The following is a 21,181-nucleotide window of genomic DNA, read 5'->3' on the forward strand; positions in this document are numbered from 1 at the left end:
GGCCATGGAGCGCGAGTCCACGCCGCTCGGCAGCCTGCGCCAGCAGCTGCTGCGCTGGCTGATCCTGCCGCTGGTGGCGCTGGTCGCGCTCAATGCCGTGTCGCTGTACCGCGACGCGCTGGAAGCGGCCGACGTGGCCTACGACCGCTCGCTGCTGTCGTCCACGCGCGCGCTGGCCGAGCGCGTGACAGTCAGGGACGGCAAGGTGGTCGCCAACGTCCCATATGTGGCGCTGGACAGTTTCGAGACCGATACGCTGGGCCGCATCTACTACAAGGTCACCGGCCTCGAAGGCGAGACCGTCAGCGGCTATGACGACCTGCCGCCGGTCCCGGCCGACGTGCCGCGCAGCGACCTGTATCCGGCCCTGGTGCGCTTCTACCACGCCAGCTACAACGGCGAACCGGTGCGCATCGCGGCCCTGCTGCAGCCGGTCTACGACGATTCGATGCGCGGCATCGCCCTGATCCAGGTCGGCGAGACGCTCGACGCCCGCAACGCCCTGTCGCGCGACATCCTGCTCAACACCCTGTGGCGCCAGGCCTTGCTGGTGCTGGCGGTGGCGGCGCTGGTGTGGTTCGCGGTGCGCCTGGTGCTGCGCCCCCTGATGCGCCTGAAGAACGAGGTCGAGACGCGCCCGCTGTCCGACCTGTCGACCATCGACCAGGCCCTGGTGCACAAGGAAGTGCGGCCGCTGGTGGCGGCCATGAACGGCACCATGGCGCGCATGCAGGACCTGATCGCCAGCCAGCGCCGCTTCATCGCCGACGCCTCGCACCAGCTGCGCACCCCGCTCGCGGTGCTCAAGACCCAGGCCGCGCTGGCCCTGCGCGAAGACGATCCGGCGGCAATGCGCGCCATCGTCGCCTCGATTGCCGGCACCACCGACTCGGCCATCCACCTGGCCAACCGCCTGCTGGTGCTGGCGCGCATCGAGCATGGCGGCGGCGGCGAAGCGGCGCAGCCGGTGGCGCTGGCAACCATTGCGCGCCAGGTGGGCCTGGAACTGGCCCTGCCTGCGGTGCAGAACGGCATCGACCTGGCGCTCGAAGCCGAGGCCGACGCCGACACCACCGTCGTCGGCCGGGAGTTGCTGCTGCACGAACTGGTGGCGAACCTGGTCGACAACGCGATCCGCTACACCCCGGCGGGCGGCAGCGTGCTGCTGTGGGTGGGGCGGCGCGACGCTCGTGTCGTGCTGGCGGTGAGCGATAGCGGCCCCGGCATCCAGGACGCCGAGATCGACAAGGTGGTCATGCCCTTCTACCGCGCCCAGGCCACGCTGGAAGCCAATCCCGGCGGCACCGGACTGGGACTGGCGATCGTGCGCGACATCGCCACGCTGCATGGCGCCGCCCTGGCGCTCGGGCGGGCGGATGCCGGCGGCCTGGAAGTCCAGGTCAGCTTCGATGCGCCGCGCGCTGAAAGCTGATTGAAAGCTAGCGCGGCCTATAGTTGGCGAAAACGGGGAACCACCCCATTCACGACAACGATCGGAGACATCATGAAGCAGCCGGCTTTCGCGCGCGCCGCGCAGTCATACCTTCCTGCCACGCCATTCCCTACCTATAGCGGAGCATGACATGCTGACCATCCTCGCCTATTCGATGGTCGTCGTCTTCATGTTCCTGATCATGACCAAGCGCCTGCCGGCGCTGGTCGCGCTGATCGTCGTGCCGATCGTCTTCGGCCTGATCGGCGGCTTCGGCGCCGGCCTCGGACCGATGATGCTGGAAGGGATCCGCTCGCTGGCCCCGACCGGCGTCATGCTGATGTTCGCCATCCTGTATTTCGGCATCATGATCGATGCCGGCCTGTTCGACCCGATCGTGCGGATCATCCTGAAACTGGTGCAGGGCGACCCGATGAAGATCGTGGTCGGCACTGCGGCGCTGGCGATGTTCATCTCGCTCGACGGCGACGGCGCCACCACTTATATGATCACCGTGTCGGCCATGCTGCCGCTGTACATGCGCCTGGGGATGAGCCGCCTGACGATGGCCTGCGTGATCATGCTGGCCGGCGGCGTGATGAACATCCTGCCCTGGGGCGGCCCGACGGCGCGCGCCGCCACTGCGCTCGGCGTGGACGTGAGCGACATCTTCGTGCCGATGATCCCGGCGATGGCGGTGACCGCCGCGTGGGTGATGTTCGTGGCCTGGGTACTGGGCATGCGCGAACGCAAGCGCCTGGGCACCGTGAGCCTGCCGGGACAGTCAAGCGTCAAGAAAATGGCCCCGGTGGCCAGTCTGCAGCCGGCCTTTCCGGAACTCGCGGTGGCCGGCGCCATGAACGGCACCACCGGCCAGTGGAGCGCCGCGCCGGCCGCCGCTGCGCACGGAGGCAATGTGCGCGCCTTCGCCGCCGGCCGTATCGAAGCGGATGCCGGCACCGCGGCCACGGTCGGATCGGGCGGTTCGGGCGGTGGCGACGAACCACCGGCCGGCGTGTCCTCGCCGGATACCGCGCGCCCCGGGCTGATCTGGGTGAACTTCCTGCTGACCGTCACGCTGCTGGTGCTGCTGGTGCTGGGCGCCCTGCCGCTGCCGGTGCTGTTCATGATCTTCTTCGCGATCGCCATCACCGTGAACTATCCGGGCCTGGAAGCGCAAAAGGCGCGCATCGAGGCGCATGCGGCGAATGTGCTGCCGGTGGTGTCGCTGATCTTCGCGGCCGGCATCTTCGTCGGCATCCTGCAGGGCACGAAAATGGTCGACGCCATCGCCCTGAGCGTGATCGCGGCGGTGCCGGAATGGATGGGCCCCTATCTCGCGATCGTCACCGGCCTGCTGAGCATCCCGTTCACCTTCTTCATCTCCAACGACGCCTTTTATTTCGGCGTGGTGCCGGTGCTGGCCAAGGCGGCCGAGGTGTATGGCATCACGGCGGCGGAGATCGGCCGCGCCTCGGTCATCGGGCAGCCGGTCCACCTGCTCAGCCCCCTGGTCGCCTCGACTTACCTGCTGGTCGGCATGTGCAAGGTCGAGTTCGGCGACCACCAGCGCTACACCCTGATCTGGTCGATCTCGGCCTCGCTGGTGATGCTGGTCGCGGCCGTGATCTTCGGCGTGGTGCCGCTGATGGGGTCAGGCGCCTGATGTCATTTTCCGACATGGATGCGATGGCGACTGTGCCCGGCCAGGCGACGTCGCGTGCATCCTCGACACAGGGGCGACGCTGTTGCCTGTTGTTGGCTGCATACGCTCAGCGACGAGCCGATCAATGCAAGGCCGCCCCCGAAGGAGTGGATCTTTAGGACGCCGAGGCGCACCGCTCGCATATACTCCACCCATGCCGGCTCGCCTCGACCACCCCGCCACCGACGACACCCGCCCGCCCCTGGTCCGCACCGAGGGCGACCGCCGCACCCTCGAATTCACGCCCGGCGAGGTCCAGAGCGAGATGCTGGTCTCGCGGCCCAACGCGCTGGTGCTGGAATACACGCGCGCCATGATGTGCTTCGCGCTGTTCGCGCCCGATCCGCGCCACATCGTGATGGTCGGCCTGGGCGGCGGCTCGCTGGCCAAATTCTGCCACCGCCACTTCCCGCGCGCCCGCATCACCGTGCTCGAAATCCGGGATGACGTGATCGCCCTGCGCGACCAGTTCTGCCTGCCGCCCGACGACGCCCGCCTGCGCATCCTGCACTGCGACGCGGCCGACTACCTGGCGCGCATGCCGGGCTGCTGCGACGTGCTCATGGTCGACGGCTTCGACAGCCAGGGCCTGCCTTCCACCCTGACGGACGGCGCCTTCTACGCCGCCTGCCGGCGCGCACTGCACCCGGGCGGCGTGCTGGTGGCCAACATATTTACTTACGATCCCCAGTATGCGGGCGCGCTGCAGCGCCTGCGCGCCGCCTTCGACGGCCGCCTTGGCTGGTTCGCGCGCATCGCCGGCAATAACCGGATCCTGTTCGCGGTCCGCCCCAGCCAACCGGGCGCGGCGCCTGGCCGCGCCGAACGGCTGCTTGTCCGCATGGCGTCCAGGGAGGGCCGCGGCTTCGGCTGGAGCAATCGCCTGCTGGCGCGCCTGCTGGTGATCTGGCTGGCATGGCGCCGGGCCTGAACATGTGGCCGAATTGTCTCGCACGACAGGATTCGTTTGCGAGCCCATCGCGTTTATGACACACTTGCGCGGATTAATGCCCACCGGCAAGCAGTTTTCCGTCAACACACGCACATAGCCAGACCATAGTCCAGGAATACGACCCGATGCCGCGCCGACCGATCCGTTCACTAACACTCGCGGCGGCCCTCACCCTGGGGGGCGGCCTGGCCGCTTCCCTCGGCCTGTTCATGGGCGTCAGCCACCTCGAGTACGACAATATGGCGCTCGCATTCGCCCAGCGCGCCGACGAGCGGGTGGCGGCGGTGCGCCAGGGGATGGACGGGGCGATCGAGGTGCTGGCGGTGACCAACCAGCTGTTCTCGAACGGCGAGCCGGTCAGCCGCGAACGCTTCGCCGACTTCACCTCGCGCCTGCTGGAACGGCACCGCTTCATCCAGGCCTTCCATTACCACCGGGTGGTGCCGGCCCATGAACGCGCGGCGGTCGAGGCCGAACTGCAGCGCGTGCGGCCGGGCGCCGTCGTGACCGAGAAGACACCGAACGGTCTGGCGCCGGCGCCGGCGCGCGCCCGCTATCACGTGATCGAGTACGTCGAACCGATGCTTGGCAACGAAGGCGCGTTCGGCCTGGACCTGGGCCGCGATGCATCGCTCATGAGCGCGCTCGACGAAGCGAAGAACAGCGGCCAGCCCACCGCGACCAGCCTGTTCACGCTGGTGCGGACCGGCGCCACCGCCTTCGATCTGGTCATGCCGGTATTGGGCAAGCGCGGCGAGCTGCTCGGCAATACCGCGGCCGTCGTGCGGGGCAAGGAACTGGTGCACCAGTCGCTGCTCGAAGCCGGCCTGCTGGACCGGGCCGACATCTTCGTGTCGGTGTATGCCGGCGAACGGGCCGACCCGGCGGCGCTGCTGATGTCGACCGGCCCCACCGCGCCCCGTGCGCGCCCGGCGCTCATCGGCTGGCTGCGGCCGGACCATGGCGCCCGCGCTACCGTGCTGCAGGCGGGCGGACGCCCATGGCGGGTCGAGGTCGCCGCCGCGCCACGCCCCTTCCTGCCCGACCACATGGCCTCGGTGGCGCTGCTGGTGGGCGGCATCCTGGTGACCCTGCTTGGCACCGCCTTCGTCCAGTCGGCGGGGATGCGTGCGCGCAAGGTGCAGCAACTGGTGCGCCAGCGCACGTCGGACCTGCGCCGCAGCAACCGCCGCCTGATCGAGGACATGGCCGCGCGCGAGCGCGCCGAAAAGGCGCTGCTGCAAAGCGAGCAGCGCTTCCGCCATCTGGTCGCGATGTCGTCCGACTGGTACTGGGAGCAGGACCAGGATTTCCGCTTCACGATGATCACCGGCGGCTTCACCGAAAAGTCGGGCGTCGCGGTCCAGGGCCTGCTCGGCAAGACGCGTTGGGAGTACGTGCCGGGCCTGCTCGACAACGAGAGCGGACGCGAGCACCTGGCCAAGATGCAGGCGCATGAGGCCTTCGCCAACCTCGAATACCAGGTGGTCGACGACCACGGCGACACCCGCTGGTTCTGCGTGAACGGCCAGCCCGTCTTCGACGACGAAGGCGTGTTGCAGGGTTACCGCGGCACCGGCAGCGACATCACCGAACGCAAGCTGACCGAACAGCGCGTGCACCACGTGGCCCAGCACGACGTGCTGACCGGCCTGCCCAACCGCTCGCTGCTGCAGGACCGCCTGGGCCAGGCGATCGCCTACGCCAACCGCAGCGGCCGTCCGGTCTGGGTGATGCTGATCGATCTCGACCGCTTCAAGTTCGTCAACGACAGCATGGGCCACAAGGCCGGCGACGTGCTGCTGGTGACGGTGGCGGCGCGCCTGCGCTCGTCGCTGCGCGATGCCGACACCGTGGCGCGCCTGTCCGGCGACGAATTCGTGGCGATCCTCAACGAGCACGCCGACGAGCTGCTCGATCCGGCCATCGTGCAGCGGGTGATGGATGCGGTGGCCCAGCCGGTCATGCTCGGCAACAAGGAGTTCTTCGTCACCTGCTCGATCGGCGTGGCGGTGTATCCAAGCGCAGGCACGTCGAGCGACAACCTGATCGAACATGCCGACATCGCCATGTACCGCGCCAAGAAGCTGGGCCGGAACAACTTCCAGTTCTATACCCCGGCGATGAACGAAGAGTCTCAGGAGCGGGTGCGCATCGAGAGCGCGCTGAGGAATGCCCTCGAACGCAATGAATTCGTGCTGCACTACCAGCCACAGGTCGACCTCAAGAGCGGCCAGATCGTGGGCATGGAAGCGCTGATCCGCTGGAACCATCCGGAGCTGGGCATGGTGCCGCCGAGCCGCTTCGTCGGCGTGGCCGAGGAGACCGGCCTGATCGTCCAGATCGGGGCCTGGGTGATGCGCACCGCCTGCGCCCAGAACAAGTCCTGGCAGGACGCGGGCTTGCCGCGCCTGCGGGTGGCGGTGAACCTGTCGGCGCGCCAGTTCGGCGCGCCCGACCTGCTGGAAAGCCTGGAGTCGACGCTGAACGATACCGGCCTGGACCCGGCCTGCCTGGAGATCGAGCTGACCGAAAGCCTGTTCATGAGCGACGTCACGCCGGCGGTGGAACTGCTGCACCGGATGAAGGCGCTTGGGGTGAACCTGTCCATCGACGACTTCGGCACCGGCTACTCGAGCTTCTCCTACCTGTCGCGCTTCCCGATCGACGTGCTCAAGATCGACCGCTCCTTCGTGGCCGACATCACGCACGACGCCAACGACGCCGCGATCGTGACCTCGATCATCGCGCTGGCCCACAACCTGAAGCTGGCGGTGATCGCCGAGGGCGTGGAAACGCCGGAACAGCTCGACTACCTGCGCAGCCACGGCTGCGACGAGATGCAGGGCTATTACTTCAGCAAGCCGCTGGCGGCCCCTGAATTCGAGCAGCTGCTGCGCCAGCGCCGTGCGCTGCCGGCGCCGGCGCTCGAACAGGAAGCGCCGCTGCCCGCCTGAAACCGTCGCCGGGGCCACGTCGCGCCGACCCTATCCGGGAAGCATGAAAATTGCCTTCTCGAAAACATTTCCATAGCCATTTGCATATCGGCGGACGTCCAATACCCGTGCCAATTTTGCACTGACGGAGAACGAACCATGATGATCGACGAGACGCCTGACGCGGCAAGCGCGGCCGGCGTGCAGGCGGGCCACAGCCAGCGCGTGGACGGTCGCACCCGCGACCTGGTGAACCAGGCGATAGCCTCGATCCCGACGCTCGGCCTGGTACGCGCGGCGGAGTTCCTGGCCACGATGAACGTGCCGGCCGAGGTGGCGGTGCGGGCGCTGGTCTATCCGAAGCTGCGGCGCGCGAGCTAGGCGCCGGCGCCACCGCTGGAGATCAGCGGCGTTCTTCCTGCTGGTCGATGTCGGCCAGCGATTCGCGTCCGCGCTCACTGAGCGCATGGCCACCCGCCTCGAGCGGCAGGATATGCGATTTGCGGCCCAAAAAGCGCAGCACGTCTTCGTCGACCGCCGCCATCGGGTCTTGCGCCAGCGCGCGCAGGCCCAGCACGCAGCGGCGCAGGAACAGCACTTCTTCGCCCTTTTCGGTGAGGGCCAGCCGCTTGTCGCGGCCGAGGGACATCAGCTTGATGCCGCACAGGCGCTTGGTGTTGCGCCCGACGCAGGCCGTGGCCAGGTTCTGCTTGCCACCACGGCGCACCAGTTCCAGCGCGTCGTACTCGTCCGTCGTCAGCTTTTCGTTTTTCATTACCGCATTCAATTAAGCAAAGGGCGCATGGTACGCGCCCCGGCCCGTCGCGGCAACCTTCAGCGCAGCGACCGCAGCGCGTACCAGCCGATCCCGGCCCCGGCAATCACCCCCAGCACCAGCGCCAGCCGGCCATGGGCGGATCCCAGCAGCGGGCGGCGGCCCAGGTAAATCTTGTTGTACAAGGTCGAACCCATCGTCTCCTCCTGCTTTTTATAGTTACAAGCTCATTATAGAAAGCGCACCGTTGCCGCTGTGTGACAGCGAGCACACCCGCGTTTCGGGCGACGAAAAAGCAACACCATAGGCGGCTTCCTGCCGCGCGCCGGGACTGCGGGCTGCCTGTTAGGATCGTACGACATTGACAACTTTAGCGGAGCACAGCATGAACCACCCGACGCCCAGTATCGATCCCAAGAACAAGGGCCGCGTGATGTACGACGAAGCGGACATCGGGAGCGGCGAACGTTCTCCGGGACAGCATGAAACCGATGAGATGATTCGCGGCATCCCATCCCTGCCCCCGTCGAACCGCCAGTCCGACGAGGACGCGCCGCATGGCGGCAAGGAAGGTAATGAAGGCGGCGGCGGTGCGCCGGAAGGCAACCGCCAGGGGACGCCCGGCCTGTAAGCCGGGACGAAGCGCCTAACTGGCGCGGATCGGCGGTTCGGGCAGGCGGGGTTCCTCGACCGGGGCGTTGACCGGGTCGGGGACGTCGTCCGGTACCGGCGGCTGCGCTGGCGGTGGCGGCGGTTCTCCCGGAAATTCCGGATCGGGCGTGGAATGGAAGTGCTGGCCAACGCGGTCGCGTTGGCGCGCTTGCCTGGATTCGTACGACTGTCGTTCGCTCATATGGGCCTCTCAGCTTGGACGCGCGCCGCGGCGATGCCGGCCGGCGCGCGATGACATGGAAGGCAACGCGGTTGCCTGTAGTGCATTCGTGCGCAGACTAGCACGGATGGAGCAGCCAGGTTTTTCGATTGGTCCACCACCAGTGCAATGTCCCGCAGCAAGAACATCTCGGCTATAGTGGCGTTTTATCCACTTCGGCAACACTTGCCATGCGCCTGTCCAGCCTGCTTCCAGTCCTCCTGCTCGGCGCGCTCCTGAACGCCCACGCCGCCCCCATGAAACTCGACGACTACCTGGCCCTGAGCGGCCCCGCTCCGAGCGCCAAGCTCGCCTACGGCCCCGCTCCCTCGCAATACGCCGAACTGTTCGTGCCGCAGGGCGCCGGACCGTTCCCGGTGGCGGTGCTGGTGCATGGCGGCTGCTGGACCAGCAAGTTCGGCGGCATCACGCAGTTCCGCAACATGGCCGGCGCCCTGGCCGCGCGCGGCATCGCCGTCTGGAACGTCGAATACCGGCGTGTCGACGAGGAAGGCGGCGGCTATCCCGGCATGTACCTCGACATGCACGCGGCGCTCGACCTGCTCGCCGCCAATGCCCCGGCGCACAAGCTGGACCTGGGGCGCATCGTCGCGGTCGGCCATTCGGCCGGCGGCCAGCTGGTGCAGTGGATCGCGGGCCGGTCGCGCATCCCCGCCGGCAGCCCCCTCTACCACCCCGATGGCCTGAAGGTCGACCGCATCGTCAGCCTGGGCGGCCTGGCCGACCTGCGCCACGAGGCGGCGCTGATCAAGTCCAGCTGCGACCGCGACATCGCGCAACTGGCCGGCACGCCGAGCCCCGAACGGACGGACGTGCTGGCCGACACCAATGCCGCCGACCTGATGCCCAACGGCAGCCGCACCTGGCTCGTGACGGGCGCGCTCGACACGATTTCTCCGCCGCGCGTGGCCCACGACTACGCGGCGCGGGCAACAGCGGCCGGAGACAAGGCCGAGGTCGTGATCTTGCCGGACGCCAGCCACTACGACGAAGTGGCGGCGACCTCGCCCGCCTGGCCGCAAGTGCTGCGGGTGATCGAACAGGCGCTCGCCATCCAACGATGATCCAGGGAGTCCCCATCTTGAAACCGATCGTGCCGGCACTGCTGGCGATGGGCATGCTCGCCGCTTCCCATGCCGTCCTGGCGCAGTCCTGGTCGCGCGTGGCCGACGCCTCGCTGGCGCGCCAGGAAATCTATCCGACTGTCCTGGACGACAAGATCTACGTGGCCGGCGGCATCCTGAGTGCGGCGCCGGGCTTGTCCGATCTCTTCGAAAGCTATGACGCGCAAGCGAACCGCTGGATCAAGCTGGCGCCGCTGCCCGAAGCCCGCCACCACATCGCCCTGGCCGCGGCCGGCGGCAGGATCTACGGCATCGGCGGCTTCTCCGGCGCGATTCCGGACTGGCGCGCCCACGCCTCGGTGTTCGTCTACGATCCGAAAACCGACCGCTGGTCGAGCGGCCCGTCGCTGCCGCAAGCGCGGGCGGAAGGCGTGGTCGCAAGCGTGGAAGGCAAGATCTATTTCATCGGCGGCCGCATCCCGACCAGCCCGGAAGCAAGCCACATCAGCGAACACGCCGACACCAATCGGGCCGAGGCCCTGGACCCACGCACGGGCCTCTGGTCCCGCATCGCCGACGCCCCCAGCGCGCGCAATAGCGCGGCCGGCGCCGTGATCGACAACAGGATCTACGTCGTGGGCGGGCGCCGGATGGTCGCGCAGGCCGACGGCAGGTCGCGGCCGGTCAATGTGGCGACCCTGGAGGTGTATGACCCGGCCAGCGACCGCTGGGAAACCCGCTCGCCCATGCCGCTGGCCCAGGGCGGCCTGGCGGCGGCCGCCCACGGTGGAAAACTGTATGTGTTCGGCGGCGAGCAGTTCGTCCCGCACGCCAAGGTGTTCGCCGAATCCTGGGTCTACGACCCGGCAAGCGACCGCTGGTCGGCACTGCCGGCCATGCCGACGCCGCGTCATGGCCACGGTGCGGCGGTGGTCGGCAACCGCGTCTATCTGATGGGTGGCGGAGAAAAGGTCGGGGTCGCGGCCAGCGCCGCGCACGAAGCGCTGGCGCTGCCGGCCGACTGATCCGCGTTCGTCAGTAAAGCACCACCGAGCGGATCGATTCGCCGCTCTTCATCAGGTCGAAGCCTTCATTGATGCGTTCGAGCGGCATGCGGTGGGTGATCAGGTCGTCGATGTTCAACTTGCCCTCCATGTACCAGTCGACGATCTTCGGCACGTCGGTGCGGCCGCGGGCGCCGCCGAAGGCCGAGCCCTTCCATTCGCGCCCGGTCACCAGCTGGAACGGGCGGGTGGAAATCTCCTGGCCGGCGGCGGCCACGCCGATGATGAAGGACTGGCCCCAGCCTTTGTGGGTGCATTCGAGCGCCTGGCGCATCAGCGTGGTGTTGCCGACGCATTCGAAGCTGTAGTCGGCGCCGCCGTCGGTCAGCTGCACTATTTGGTCCACCACGTTGGCGACCTCGTTCGGATTGATGAAATCGGTCATGCCGAACTTGCGCGCCATGGCTTCGCGGGCCGGATTGATGTCGACGCCGATGATCTTGTCGGCGCCGACCATCTTCGCGGCCTGGATCACGTTCAGGCCGATGCCGCCAAGCCCGAACACGACCACATTGGCGCCGGCTTCCACCTTGGCCGAGAACAGCACCGCGCCGACGCCGGTGGTGACGCCGCAGCCGATGTAGCAGACCTTGTCGAACGGCGCGTCGCTGCGGATCTTCGCCAGCGCGATTTCGGGCACCACGATGTAGTTCGAGAAGGTCGACGTCCCCATGTAGTGAAACAGCGGCTTGCCGTCCAGCGAGAAGCGCGAGGTGGCGTCGGGCATCAGGCCGCGTCCCTGGGTGGAGCGGATCGCCTGGCACAGATTGGTCTTGCGCGACAGGCAGAACTTGCACTGGCGGCACTCCGGCGTGTACAGCGGAATGACGTGGTCGTCCTTCTTCAGGGTGGTCACGCCCGGGCCGACGTCGACCACGACGCCAGCGCCCTCGTGGCCCAGGATGGCCGGGAACAGGCCCTCGGGATCGGCGCCCGACAGCGTGTAGTAATCGGTGTGGCAGATGCCGGTGGCCTTCAGCTCGACCAGCACCTCGCCTTCGCGCGGGCCTTGCAGGTCCACTTCCTCGATCGTCAGCGGCTGGCCCGCCTGCCATGCGACGGCTGCTTTGGTTTTCATGGTGATCCTTGCTTGCGTTAATAAGATTGGATGTGATCTGCCCGCAGTATGCGCCCTCCGTCCCCCACCATGGATGGAGGGGCAAGAAATTGGCAGGAATTTGCTGCATGAAGACTGGATTTTGCCGGCCGCGGCGGCGACAATGGCGCATGAGCAGCACGACCCCACCCGCCATCGAGGCCAGCACAGAACGCACCCGAACCGTCGACATCGTGGTTTACCCCGGCTTCAAGGCGATGGAGGCGATCGGGCCGATGTCGGTGTTCGAGTACGCCAACCTGCATCTCGCGCGGCATGGCCACCCGCCCGGCTACGACGTGCGCATCGCGGCAAGCCGCTCCGGTCCCGTGCGGTCGGACACCCTGATGTCGCTCGAGGCGACCAAGGTACTGAACACGCTGGCCCTGCCCGACAGCGCGATCGTGGTCGGCGCGCGCCACATCGATGCCGCGCTGGCGGACGGCGCCGCGATCGTCGACTGGGTGGCGGCGGCCTGCCCCCGCATCGAACGCCTGGCGTCGCTGTGCTCGGGCGCCTTCTTCCTCGCCGCCGCCGGGGTGCTCGACGGCAAGCGCGCCACCACCCACTGGAGCGTGGCCGATCGCCTGCAGGCCGACTATCCCGCCATCGCGGTCGAGGCCGATGCGATCTTCATCCGCGACGGCAAGCTGTGGACCTCGGCCGGCGTCACCGCCGGCATGGACCTGGCGCTGGCCCTGGTCGAGGAAGATTTCGGCCGCGACCTGGCACTCGAGGTGGCCACCGAGATGGTGGTCTACCTGAAACGCCCCGGCGGCCAGTCGCAGTTCAGTTCCTACCTCAAGAGCGAACGCACTGCGCGGCCGAACATCCGCGAACTGCAGAACTGGATCCTGGACAACCTGCACCAACGCTTTACGACGGCGCAACTGGCCGCCCGGGCGATGATGAGCGAGCGCCACTTCGCCCGGGTGTTCCAGCAAGAGGTCGGCCTGAGCGCCCAGGAGTTCATCGAGGCCAGCCGCTTCGAGCGGGCCACCCACCTGCTGGCCGACATTGCGCTGCCAGTCAAGACCGTGGCGGCGCGCGCCTGCTTCAGCGACGAGGCGCATATGCGGCGGGTGTTCATGAAGAAACTCGGCATCGCACCGAAAGTATATCGCGAGCGTTTCGCCACAACCGGCCTGGACGGCGTAGCCTGACGGGCTCAATCGAATTGCACGCGCCGGGCCAGTGGCATGTCAACCACCAGATCGCTGCGCGCCAGCGCCACACAAGGCAAAATATACCCTTCGCGTTGTTCGTCGAAGGACAGGCCGGGCCATTCGATGGCATAGGCCACCGTGCCTGCCTGCAGTCGGCAAATACAGGTGCGGCAAGTGCCATTACGGCATGAGCTGGGCGCATCGAGCCCGGCTGCCTCCAGCGCCTGCAGCAGGGTCGCATCTTTTTGCACAGAAAAACTGGCGTCGAGGGGCACGACGGTGACGGTATGAATGATTGTCGGCATGGTGGGTCGATTGTAGCGCCGGGCGGAACAAACCGGACAAGATTGAAGAGTTCGTTCACGCACAGACCCGGTTGATTCATGTCATTACGCTAAGGTTTCCAGAAGCAACTTGCAGGAGACCGTATGAAGAAAGCCACCGCACTGACCCTGATCGTCGCCCTTGGAGGCGTGCTCCCTTATGCCTTCGCGCAACAGCCGGTCGGCCAGCCAGCTCCTGTACAGCAGCCGCTGCAGCAGCAAACCGCGGCGCCAGGCGCGATGCAGGATCCGGCCATCGCCGAACAGGCCGAATTCGAGCGCCTGCTGCGGGCCCAGGTGCTGCTCGAGCGCCAATACCTGTCCCCCGGCGAGATCGACGGCGCCTATGGCTCGAACATGCGCCAGGCCCTGAACACCTTCCAGGCCCGGCGCGACCTTCCCGTCACCGGCAAGCTTGACGAAGCCACCTGGAACGCGCTGAACACCGATCCCAGCCCGACCCTGGCCGAATACACGATCGCGGCGGAAGACGTGGCCGGCCCCTTCCTGCCGATCCCGGACACGATGATGGGCAAGGCCAAGCTGCCCGCCCTCGGCTATGCCACGGCGCTCGAAGGCCTGGGCGAAAAATTCCATGCCAGCCCGGCCCTGCTGCAGCGCCTCAATCCCGGCAAGTCCCTGTCCCAGGCCGGCGAACGGATCGTGGTCCCCCACGTGAGCGGCAAGCAGCCGCTGGCGCCGGCAGCCAGGGTCGTGGTGCGCGATTCGACCAAGACCCTGCAACTGTATGACGCCGGCGGCCAGTTGCTGGCCCAATATCCGGTCTCGACCGGCAGCAGCCGCGATCCACTGCCGATCGGCAACTGGAAGATCAATGGCGTGCACGCTAATCCGGTCTACCACTACAACCCGAAACTGTTCTGGGACGCCAAGCCGGGCGACAGCAAGACCCAGATCAAGCCGGGCCCGAACAATCCGGTCGGGGTGATGTGGATCGATCTCTCGAAGCCGCACTACGGCATCCACGGCACCCCGGTGCCGGGCCACGTGGGCAAGACCGAGTCGCATGGCTGCATCCGCCTGACCAACTGGAGCGCCGCCGAAGTGGGCGCGGTGGTCAGTGACGGCACCGACGTCGAACTGGTCAAGTAATGATCACATACGCTTTTACAACAACCTGCTAGCGGCGCAGAAGGCGCCGGACGGAGAACGCGATGAAATGGCTGATGACCTTGATCGTTGGCGCGCTGCTGGGCGCCGGGATATTGTTCGTGTTGCTGAGCGACCGATCCAGGTCGCCGGCGCCCGAGGTCGTTGCCACCGCGCCGCCGGCCTCGAACCCGGCCGGCGTGCCCGCAGCGCAGATCGAGGGCCAGCTGCCGCCCGCGCCGGTGGTCGAGCCGAACCTGCTCGACGCCGACCTGCCGCTGCGGCCTGAACTGGCCGAAGGCGCCGCGCCCATGGCCCCTGCCACCGTTCCCGGCAAGCTGCTGGTGCCGGTCCGGGGCGTCAAGTCGGACCAGCTGACCGACACCTTCTACCAGCCGCGCGGCGAGCAGCGCCAGCACGAGGCGCTCGACATCATGGCGCCGACCGGCACGCCGGTACTCGCGGCGGCCGACGGCAAGGTGGTCAAGCTGTTCCAGAGCAAACCGGGCGGGCTGACGGTCTACCAGTTCGATCCGAACGAGCAGTACGCCTATTATTACGCCCACCTCGACCGCTATGCCGACGGCATCAAGGAAGGCATGATTGTGAAGCGCGGCGACGTCGTCGGCTACGTCGGCGCGACCGGCAATGCCGATCCGGGCGCGCCGCACCTGCACTTCGCCGTCGTCGCGCTGACGCCCGAAAAGCAGTGGTGGAAAGGCACGCCGCTCAATCCGTTTCCACTAATGTCCGACCAGTAACGGGCGCACTCGACGGCTCGGCCACCGGTTCGTCGACGTCCGCACCGACATTGATCGCGGCATAGGCGCGCTGCACCGCGATCGCCTCGCGTCCACCCGCGCCATACAGCTCGCCGGCCGCCTCGATCATCCTGGCGCGCGCGTCGGCGTAATTGGTCGAGGACGTGAACTTGGTCGTGTTGGCGCGGAACCAGATGCGGAAGGCCTTGTCGATCCCGATGCCCGTCATTGCCAGCGGCTGCTTCACCAGGTAGCGGCTCCAGGCATCGTTGCCGGCATCGGGATTCGATCCGCGCGCCAGGAAATAGAACATGCGGTTGTTCGGGCCGCTGCTGTAATGGACGTCCAGCCGGCGCAGGCCCGTGCTCCAGGCGTCGTGACTATTGCCATCCCTGCTCGGCTTGATCATCCAGCGCAGCGGCGTGCCGGTGCGGCTGATCTCGCTGCCCAGCATCCAGTCGTTGCCGCTCTCGGGGATCACGTCGCCGGTGCCGCCACCGCGCGCATAGGCTTCGACCACCTCGCCCGCGATGTCCGAACTCGATTCGTTCAGGCCGCCCGGCTCGCCCGAGTACACCAGGTTCGAGGTGGCGGCCGTGATGCCGTGGCCCATCTCGTGGCCGACCACGTCGATCGACGCCAGGTTGGTGAAATACGTGCCGTCGCCGATGAACATGCAGCGGCAGGTGTCGCTGTAATAGGCGTTGTCGTAGCCGCGGTTGACGTGCACCGCGATGTGGGTGGCCGTGTCCTGGCCGTCCAGCGCCAGCCAGCCGAGCACGTTCTTGTGCATGTCATAGGTGTTCTTCAGACCCCACATGGCGTTGACGGCGGCGGTCTGGCCATTCGGCCCCGTGGTGCTGCCGCCCTCGACGAACTGCTTGCCGTCGCCCCAGGTGTTGACGGTGCTGGTGTAGACCCGGCCGCTCGACGTGCCGTGGCTGGCGTTGGTGATCGCCATCGCGCCGAACGATCCACCCTTGCCGCGCTCGGGATCGAGCATCTGGTAAATGTTGTTGGCGAAGGTGGTGCTCAAGGGAACCTCGCCGTTGTACTGGCTCTTGCCGATGCCCTCCACCGTCTGCAGCATGTTCCAGCGGTCGATGATCTCGCCGTCGCGCGCGTTGACGACGACGTCGTAGTACAGCGGCTGCTCGCCGCTGCGCGTGCGGAGGCGCACCAGCCAGGCCAGCTCGTAGCGCTCGACCGTCTCGACCAGGTCGACCGCGTTCAGCTCGGACTCGAGCTTGCCCTCGGCGCCGGGCGCGCGTTCGTCGCGCATCAATGGATAGATCAGCAGTTCGGCCGTCGGCGCGACCACGTTGACGACGCCGTCCGGCATGTCGCGCAGCGCAGCGGCGATCGCGGCCTTGCGGTGGATGGTGGGCCTGACGTTGAAGCCGGCGGTGGCGCCGCGCATGCGGTTGGCGGCGCCCCGTCCCAGGTGCAGGCGGCGCGGCGAAGCGCTTTCGGACACGATCTGGCGCCGCGCGTCGAGCACCACCACCGATTCCGAACCGAAAATCCTGAGACCCCTGTACAGGTGGGCGACGCGCACCACGTGCGTGCCCTGCACGCCCGGGTGCTGGGCCATCACCTTGTAGCCGTGGTCGGCGTCGAGGCCGACCGCCGGCCGGCGCGCCGCCAGCTGGGTCACGACCTGGGCCTGGGCCTTGCCGTCCAGCTTGAGCGGCGGGCCCATCATCGGCGCAGCCAACGCTGCAGGCGACAACACGGGCGCGCACAGGACGGCAGCCGCCAGCAGGGCTGCCTTGAGAAGCGGTTGCGGGATCATCTCGTCTCCATCCGGAATGCCGGGCCGGGGGGCGCCGGTCATCGACCATGATGGACGAGCTTGTAAAGGTAGGTTTGCTCAAGAACAATGACCGTGTTGCCACAAATCGGCAACACGGTCATGATCGGACGTCGACCGGGAAATCAGCGATAGCGGTGCGAAAAAGTCGCCAATCGCGATAGGCGCACGAATGCGGATTTCAGCCCATAGTGCCGAATAAAATAAGGCGATTATTCCCTATTGCAACCAAATGATGCCATTTACAGGTTTTTGGCATCAAATGTATTGCATGCCTCGACCTGCCCGCTTTCCAGTCCGCGCTCGAACCAGCGCACCCGCTGGGCCGAGCTGCCATGGGTGAATGAATCCGGTACGGCCACGCCGCGCGCCTGCTTTTGCAAGGCATCGTCGCCGATGGCGCTGGCCGCGTTCAGGGCCTTCTCGACGTCGCCCTGTTCCAGGATCCGCGCGCGCTGGTTGGTACGATTGGCCCATACGCCGGCGAAACAGTCGGCCTGCAGTTCCAGGCGCACCGACAAGGCGTTGCCCTGGGTCTCGGAGGCACGCTGTTGGGCGGCATGCACCTTGTTCGAAATACCCAGCAGGTTCTGCACATGGTGGCCGACTTCGTGCGCGATCACGTAGGCCTGTGCGAACTCGCCCTCGACGTTGAAGCGCTGCTGCATGGTGCGGAAAAAGCCCAGGTCGATATACACCTTGCCGTCGGCCGGGCAATAAAATGGACCGGTCGCGCTCTGGCCGACACCGCAGGCGGTGCTCGTGCGGCCTTCGAACAGGACGAGGCGGGCCGGCGTGTACTGCGCGCCCTGCTCGCTGAACAGCTGAGCCCAGGCATCCTCGGTATAAGCCAGTGTGGTGCGCACGAAACGCGTTTCGCGATCGTCGGCGCGCGGCTGCTCGACCTGCGCCTGCTGCTGTGGCGGCGCACCGCCCGACAGCAGGCCGAGGATCGTGGTGGGCGAGACGCCGAGAAAATACGAGGCGACCAGGGCGACGACGATGGTGCCGATGCCGATCGAACGGCCGCCGAAGCCGAAGCCGCCACCGCCACCGCCACCGCCACCGCGCCGGTCTTCTACATTGTCGCTTTCACGGTCGCCTTCCCAACGCATCGATACTCCTTTTAGTTGCCGCCGCGGCGCAGGTTGCAGGTGTCGGCGCGCTCGCGCGCGTCCTTGCCGCGCAGGTCGTCCAGCGCGCCCAATCCGGCGCGCAGCTCGTCGTGCAGCGCGCGCTCGCGGCGCTCGCGTGCGATCTCGCGCGCCATGCGGCTGCGCGGCACTTCATCCAGTTCCAGCTTCGTCATGATTCCTCTCTCGCTCTCGATTTTCCGGTCGCTTTTCCATCGTCTGCCGGTTGATCACATAATGCACCAAATCCGGCCCGCGCACGCACACATCGTGCGTGCGTGCGCGTACGGAGCGGCCGTGGCGCCTGTGCCACGCTGGCGCAATGAACTCATCCAATGCCAGCGCCCTCCTCGCCCTCGGCACGGCCCTGCGCCAGGCCGGTTACTGCTTCATGACGGTCACGCCCTCGACGCACCGCCGCATCAACAACCGTCCCGGCAACGAGCGCGCGCATGACCTGCGCGGCGTGTTCGGCTGGAGCCGGCCGTTCGACCGCGATCTGCTGCCGGCCAGCGTGGTCGCGCTGATGGCTGACGCCGGCGTGCTGGACGAAAACGAGGATGGGCTGCGTTCGCTGGTGCGGGCGTCGACCCTGGACGACATGCTGCTGTTCCATTCGGCCTGGCCGACACGCGACGACGACAGCGTGTTCTTCGGCCCCGACGCCTACCGTTTCATCACCGCCATGCGGCGCGGCTTCGCCTTCGTCGGCGCCGGGCCGGTGCGCGCGGTGGACATCGGCTGTGGCGGCGGCGCCGGCGCGCTCGCCATCGCGCGCGCCTTCCCGCACGCCGAGGTGATCGGCGCCGATATCAATAGCAGGGCGCTCGAACTGGCGATGGTCAACGGCAGCCTGAACGGGGTCTCGAACCTGGCGCTGGCCCAAAGCGACCTGTTCGATGGCCTGCAGGGCGACTTCGACCTGGTGGTGTCGAACCCGCCCTTCGTGGCCGATCCGGATGGTCGCCGCTATCGCGATGGCGGCGGCGAACGCGGCGCCGAACTGTCGCGCCGGATCGTCGAACACAGTCTGGGACGCCTGCGCCGCGGCGGCAGCCTGATGCTCTACACCGGCGTCGCCCAATGCGGCCAGCGCGACCACTTCCTGGAAAGCCTGCGCCCGACCCTGGCGGCGCGATGCGACACCTGGACCTACGAAGAGCTCGATCCCGACATCTTCGGCGGCCAGCTGGGCGAACCGGGCTACGAGGACGTCGAGCGGATCGCGGCGGTGTCGCTGCATGCGGTCAGGCGCTGAGGCTGGAGTGATGGCTGGCTCATGGCCAGTGCGTATCCGATCCATGCGCCGTGAATAATCGACGTCGGGATGACGCGCGAATGCTGGTACTCGCCAGGGCAAGGCATTACAATCTGGCAACTACTGCAATTACAGCGCGAACAGTGCGCGACTACCATTCATGCAAGTCGCTCCTCCCGGCAAGCAAGCCTTGCTGCGCTTTCTGCTGTCGGTGTTCCTGCTCCTGGTGGTGGTGTTCAGCACCACCAGCGTCAAGCGCTATGGCGACTTCCTCGAGTATGGCCTGACCACGGTGGCCGTCGCCGAGCACGGCACGCCCTACATCGTGGCCAGCGACGTCGAGCGCATGATCGAACTCACGCCGCAGAACGAGGTCGAGTTCCGCACCGTGCTCGGCACGATCCGCGACCGGATCAGCGCCGGCGAGCAAGTTCCGATCCCGGGCCTGCTGCTGTCCGAGCGCGGCCACTACATGTCGATCCACTTCGTCGGCTATTCGATGCTGACGGCGGTCCCGTTCGTCATCCTCGACGGCATCGGCGTCAATCCGTGGAAGGCCTACCAGGTGATGAACTACCTGCCGGTGCTGGCGCTGGCCGCGACCTGCTACCTGCTGCTCGGCTCGGCCAGGCGCGCCTGGGTCGGCATCACCCTGTTCGTGCTGTGCGGCGCGCTGCCCTACCTCAACTGGACCAGCCCGGAAGTGTTCACCATGGGCTCGCTCCTGGCGGGCCTGATCCTGTTTACCATCGGACGCCCGATCGCGGGCGCGATCCTGGTCGGCCTGGCCGCGACGCAAAATCCGCCGCTGGTGTTGTTCGGCCTGTTCGCACCTTTCATCCGCATGGGCTGGCTGATCGTCTCGGAAGACCTGGCATGGCAAGCCGCGCTGCGCCGTGTCGTCGACCGGCGCCATGTCATCGCCTGCGCGCTGCAGATGGGGCTGTCGGTGGTGCCGATGCTGTTCAGCCTGTGGGAGTTCCACGAGCCGAGCCTGATCGCCAAGTTCTCGACCGACCCGGCGCTGGTCACTCCAGGCCGCCTGGGCTCGTTCTTCTTCGACCCGAACCAGGGCGCCATCATCGCCTTCCCGGCCGTCACCGTGCTGCTGGCGTGGCTGCTGTGGCAGCGGCGCGCGCAGCGCCCGCTGTGGCACCTGGCCGCGACGGTCGGCCTGATGCTGGCGCTGGCGATTCCGGCGCTGTCCACCGTCAACTGGAATTCCGGCGCCTCCGGCCCGATGCGCTATGTGGTGTGGGGCGCCTCGCCGCTGCTGTACCTGGCGCTGGCCTGGCTGGCCCTGCAGCGGCGCTGGCCGCTGGCCCTGATGACGGCGGTGCTGGTGCTGCAGTTCGGCGCCATGTGGCACGCCAAACGCTACGAGTACACCTGGTTCAGCCCGCTGGGACGCTGGGTGCTCGAGACGGCGCCCTCGTGGTACAACCCGGATCCGGATATCTTCTACGAACGCACCACCCACCTTGACAGCTCGTTCAGCGTGGATGGCGTGATCGCCTATCCGGACGCCGACCAGCCGCTCAAGACCTTGTACAACGTGCGCAATTCAACAGCGCATCGGACCCTGTGCGGGCCGGGACGCAAGCTGGACGAGTCCGATGTGGTGGTGATGGGCCAGGGCTGGCGCTATATCAACGGTTCGCCGGTGTGCGCGGCGGCGGGCCGCTAGCGACGGCATGGCCG

21 protein-coding genes are annotated in these 21,181 nt (G+C 67.2%); 13 read left to right on the forward strand and 8 right to left on the reverse strand.

All coding sequences use genetic code 11. The annotated features are described in order from the left end of the window. Window positions 1–4: 4 nt before the first annotated feature. The 5 genes from DIR46_RS03955 to DIR46_RS03975 all read left to right on the forward strand — a co-directional run bounded on the left by DIR46_RS03955 (window position 5) and on the right by DIR46_RS03975 (window position 7,406). On the forward strand, window positions 5–1,432 hold the full coding sequence (locus DIR46_RS03955) for a sensor histidine kinase (protein ID WP_109344077.1): 1,428 nt from the start codon (window positions 5–7) through the stop codon (window positions 1,430–1,432). A gap of 151 nt (window positions 1,433–1,583) precedes the next feature. After that, window positions 1,584–3,098 carry a CitMHS family transporter gene (locus DIR46_RS03960; protein WP_109344078.1) on the forward strand — a complete coding sequence of 505 codons (1,515 nt, stop codon included), beginning with the start codon at window positions 1,584–1,586 and terminating at the stop codon, window positions 3,096–3,098. Between the two features lie 193 nt (window positions 3,099–3,291). Then, complete coding sequence (locus DIR46_RS03965) at window positions 3,292–4,068, forward strand: spermine/spermidine synthase domain-containing protein (protein ID WP_109344079.1); 777 nt, start codon at window positions 3,292–3,294, stop codon at window positions 4,066–4,068. 146 nt (window positions 4,069–4,214) lie between these two features. Beyond that, window positions 4,215–7,046 (forward strand): bifunctional diguanylate cyclase/phosphodiesterase, encoded by a 2,832-nt coding sequence (locus DIR46_RS03970; RefSeq protein WP_109344080.1) that lies wholly within the window; start codon window positions 4,215–4,217, stop codon window positions 7,044–7,046. Window positions 7,047–7,184: 138 nt separating this feature from the next. Then, complete coding sequence (locus tag DIR46_RS03975; RefSeq protein WP_109344081.1) at window positions 7,185–7,406, forward strand: hypothetical protein; 222 nt, start codon at window positions 7,185–7,187, stop codon at window positions 7,404–7,406. Window positions 7,407–7,428: 22 nt separating this feature from the next. On the opposite strand, the gene DIR46_RS03980 is transcribed toward DIR46_RS03975, so the two are convergent. Next, complete coding sequence (locus tag DIR46_RS03980) at window positions 7,429–7,800, reverse strand: hypothetical protein (RefSeq protein ID WP_109344082.1); 372 nt, start codon at window positions 7,798–7,800, stop codon at window positions 7,429–7,431. Between the two features lie 59 nt (window positions 7,801–7,859). Continuing rightward, window positions 7,860–7,997, reverse strand: coding sequence for a hypothetical protein (locus DIR46_RS26925; protein WP_205289071.1), 138 nt, complete (start codon window positions 7,995–7,997; stop codon window positions 7,860–7,862). Between the two features lie 188 nt (window positions 7,998–8,185). Here DIR46_RS26925 and DIR46_RS03985 point away from each other — a divergent pair, with 188 nt between their 5' ends. Then, window positions 8,186–8,431 (forward strand): hypothetical protein, encoded by a 246-nt coding sequence (locus DIR46_RS03985; protein ID WP_109344083.1) that lies wholly within the window; start codon window positions 8,186–8,188, stop codon window positions 8,429–8,431. 15 nt (window positions 8,432–8,446) lie between these two features. On the opposite strand, the gene DIR46_RS03990 is transcribed toward DIR46_RS03985, so the two are convergent. Next, window positions 8,447–8,653 (reverse strand): hypothetical protein, encoded by a 207-nt coding sequence (locus tag DIR46_RS03990; protein ID WP_109344084.1) that lies wholly within the window; start codon window positions 8,651–8,653, stop codon window positions 8,447–8,449. A 209-nt stretch (window positions 8,654–8,862) separates the two neighbouring features. Here DIR46_RS03990 and DIR46_RS03995 point away from each other — a divergent pair, with 209 nt between their 5' ends. Together DIR46_RS03995 and DIR46_RS04000 are read left to right on the forward strand one after the other, a co-directional pair. Further along, window positions 8,863–9,756, forward strand: coding sequence for an alpha/beta hydrolase (locus DIR46_RS03995; protein ID WP_109344085.1), 894 nt, complete (start codon window positions 8,863–8,865; stop codon window positions 9,754–9,756). A gap of 17 nt (window positions 9,757–9,773) precedes the next feature. Further along, on the forward strand, window positions 9,774–10,781 hold the full coding sequence (locus DIR46_RS04000) for a Kelch repeat-containing protein (protein ID WP_109347893.1): 1,008 nt from the start codon (window positions 9,774–9,776) through the stop codon (window positions 10,779–10,781). 10 nt (window positions 10,782–10,791) lie between these two features. Here the strand turns inward: DIR46_RS04000 and DIR46_RS04005 are convergent, their stop codons facing one another. Then, a complete protein-coding gene (locus DIR46_RS04005; protein WP_109344086.1) occupies window positions 10,792–11,898 on the reverse strand; it encodes an S-(hydroxymethyl)glutathione dehydrogenase/class III alcohol dehydrogenase in 1,107 nt (368 codons plus the stop codon). Between the two features lie 149 nt (window positions 11,899–12,047). Between DIR46_RS04005 and DIR46_RS04010 the strand changes: the two genes are divergently transcribed. Continuing rightward, the gene (locus tag DIR46_RS04010; protein ID WP_109344087.1) at window positions 12,048–13,079 is read left to right on the forward strand and encodes a GlxA family transcriptional regulator; all 1,032 of its coding nucleotides are present in this window, start codon (window positions 12,048–12,050) and stop codon (window positions 13,077–13,079) included. Window positions 13,080–13,084: 5 nt separating this feature from the next. Here DIR46_RS04010 and DIR46_RS04015 read toward each other — a convergent pair whose 3' ends face one another. After that, window positions 13,085–13,387 (reverse strand): 2Fe-2S iron-sulfur cluster-binding protein, encoded by a 303-nt coding sequence (locus DIR46_RS04015; protein WP_109344088.1) that lies wholly within the window; start codon window positions 13,385–13,387, stop codon window positions 13,085–13,087. A 123-nt stretch (window positions 13,388–13,510) separates the two neighbouring features. Here DIR46_RS04015 and DIR46_RS04020 point away from each other — a divergent pair, with 123 nt between their 5' ends. After that, window positions 13,511–14,518, forward strand: coding sequence for a L,D-transpeptidase family protein (locus tag DIR46_RS04020; RefSeq protein WP_109344089.1), 1,008 nt, complete (start codon window positions 13,511–13,513; stop codon window positions 14,516–14,518). 74 nt (window positions 14,519–14,592) lie between these two features. After that, on the forward strand, window positions 14,593–15,276 hold the full coding sequence (locus DIR46_RS04025) for a M23 family metallopeptidase (protein ID WP_229446491.1): 684 nt from the start codon (window positions 14,593–14,595) through the stop codon (window positions 15,274–15,276). On the opposite strand, the gene DIR46_RS04030 is transcribed toward DIR46_RS04025, so the two are convergent. From DIR46_RS04030 to DIR46_RS04040, 3 genes are all read right to left on the reverse strand, one after another. Then, complete coding sequence (locus tag DIR46_RS04030) at window positions 15,245–17,071, reverse strand: M4 family metallopeptidase (RefSeq protein WP_109344091.1); 1,827 nt, start codon at window positions 17,069–17,071, stop codon at window positions 15,245–15,247. The two genes, DIR46_RS04025 and DIR46_RS04030, sit on opposite strands and share 32 nt — an antisense overlap. A 260-nt stretch (window positions 17,072–17,331) precedes the next feature. Beyond that, on the reverse strand, window positions 17,332–18,204 hold the full coding sequence (ypfJ, locus tag DIR46_RS04035) for a KPN_02809 family neutral zinc metallopeptidase (RefSeq protein ID WP_109344092.1): 873 nt from the start codon (window positions 18,202–18,204) through the stop codon (window positions 17,332–17,334). Window positions 18,205–18,215: 11 nt separating this feature from the next. Next, window positions 18,216–18,398, reverse strand: coding sequence for a hypothetical protein (locus tag DIR46_RS04040; protein WP_109344093.1), 183 nt, complete (start codon window positions 18,396–18,398; stop codon window positions 18,216–18,218). 146 nt (window positions 18,399–18,544) lie between these two features. On the opposite strand from DIR46_RS04040, the gene DIR46_RS04045 reads away from it, so the two are divergent. Further along, window positions 18,545–19,480, forward strand: coding sequence for a methyltransferase (locus DIR46_RS04045; protein WP_109344094.1), 936 nt, complete (start codon window positions 18,545–18,547; stop codon window positions 19,478–19,480). 160 nt (window positions 19,481–19,640) lie between these two features. Further along, a complete protein-coding gene (locus DIR46_RS04050; protein WP_162819427.1) occupies window positions 19,641–21,167 on the forward strand; it encodes a hypothetical protein in 1,527 nt (508 codons plus the stop codon). Window positions 21,168–21,181 lie beyond the last annotated feature (14 nt).

The organism is Massilia oculi (genome assembly GCF_003143515.1).
GTDB lineage: Bacteria > Pseudomonadota > Gammaproteobacteria > Burkholderiales > Burkholderiaceae_D > Telluria > Telluria oculi.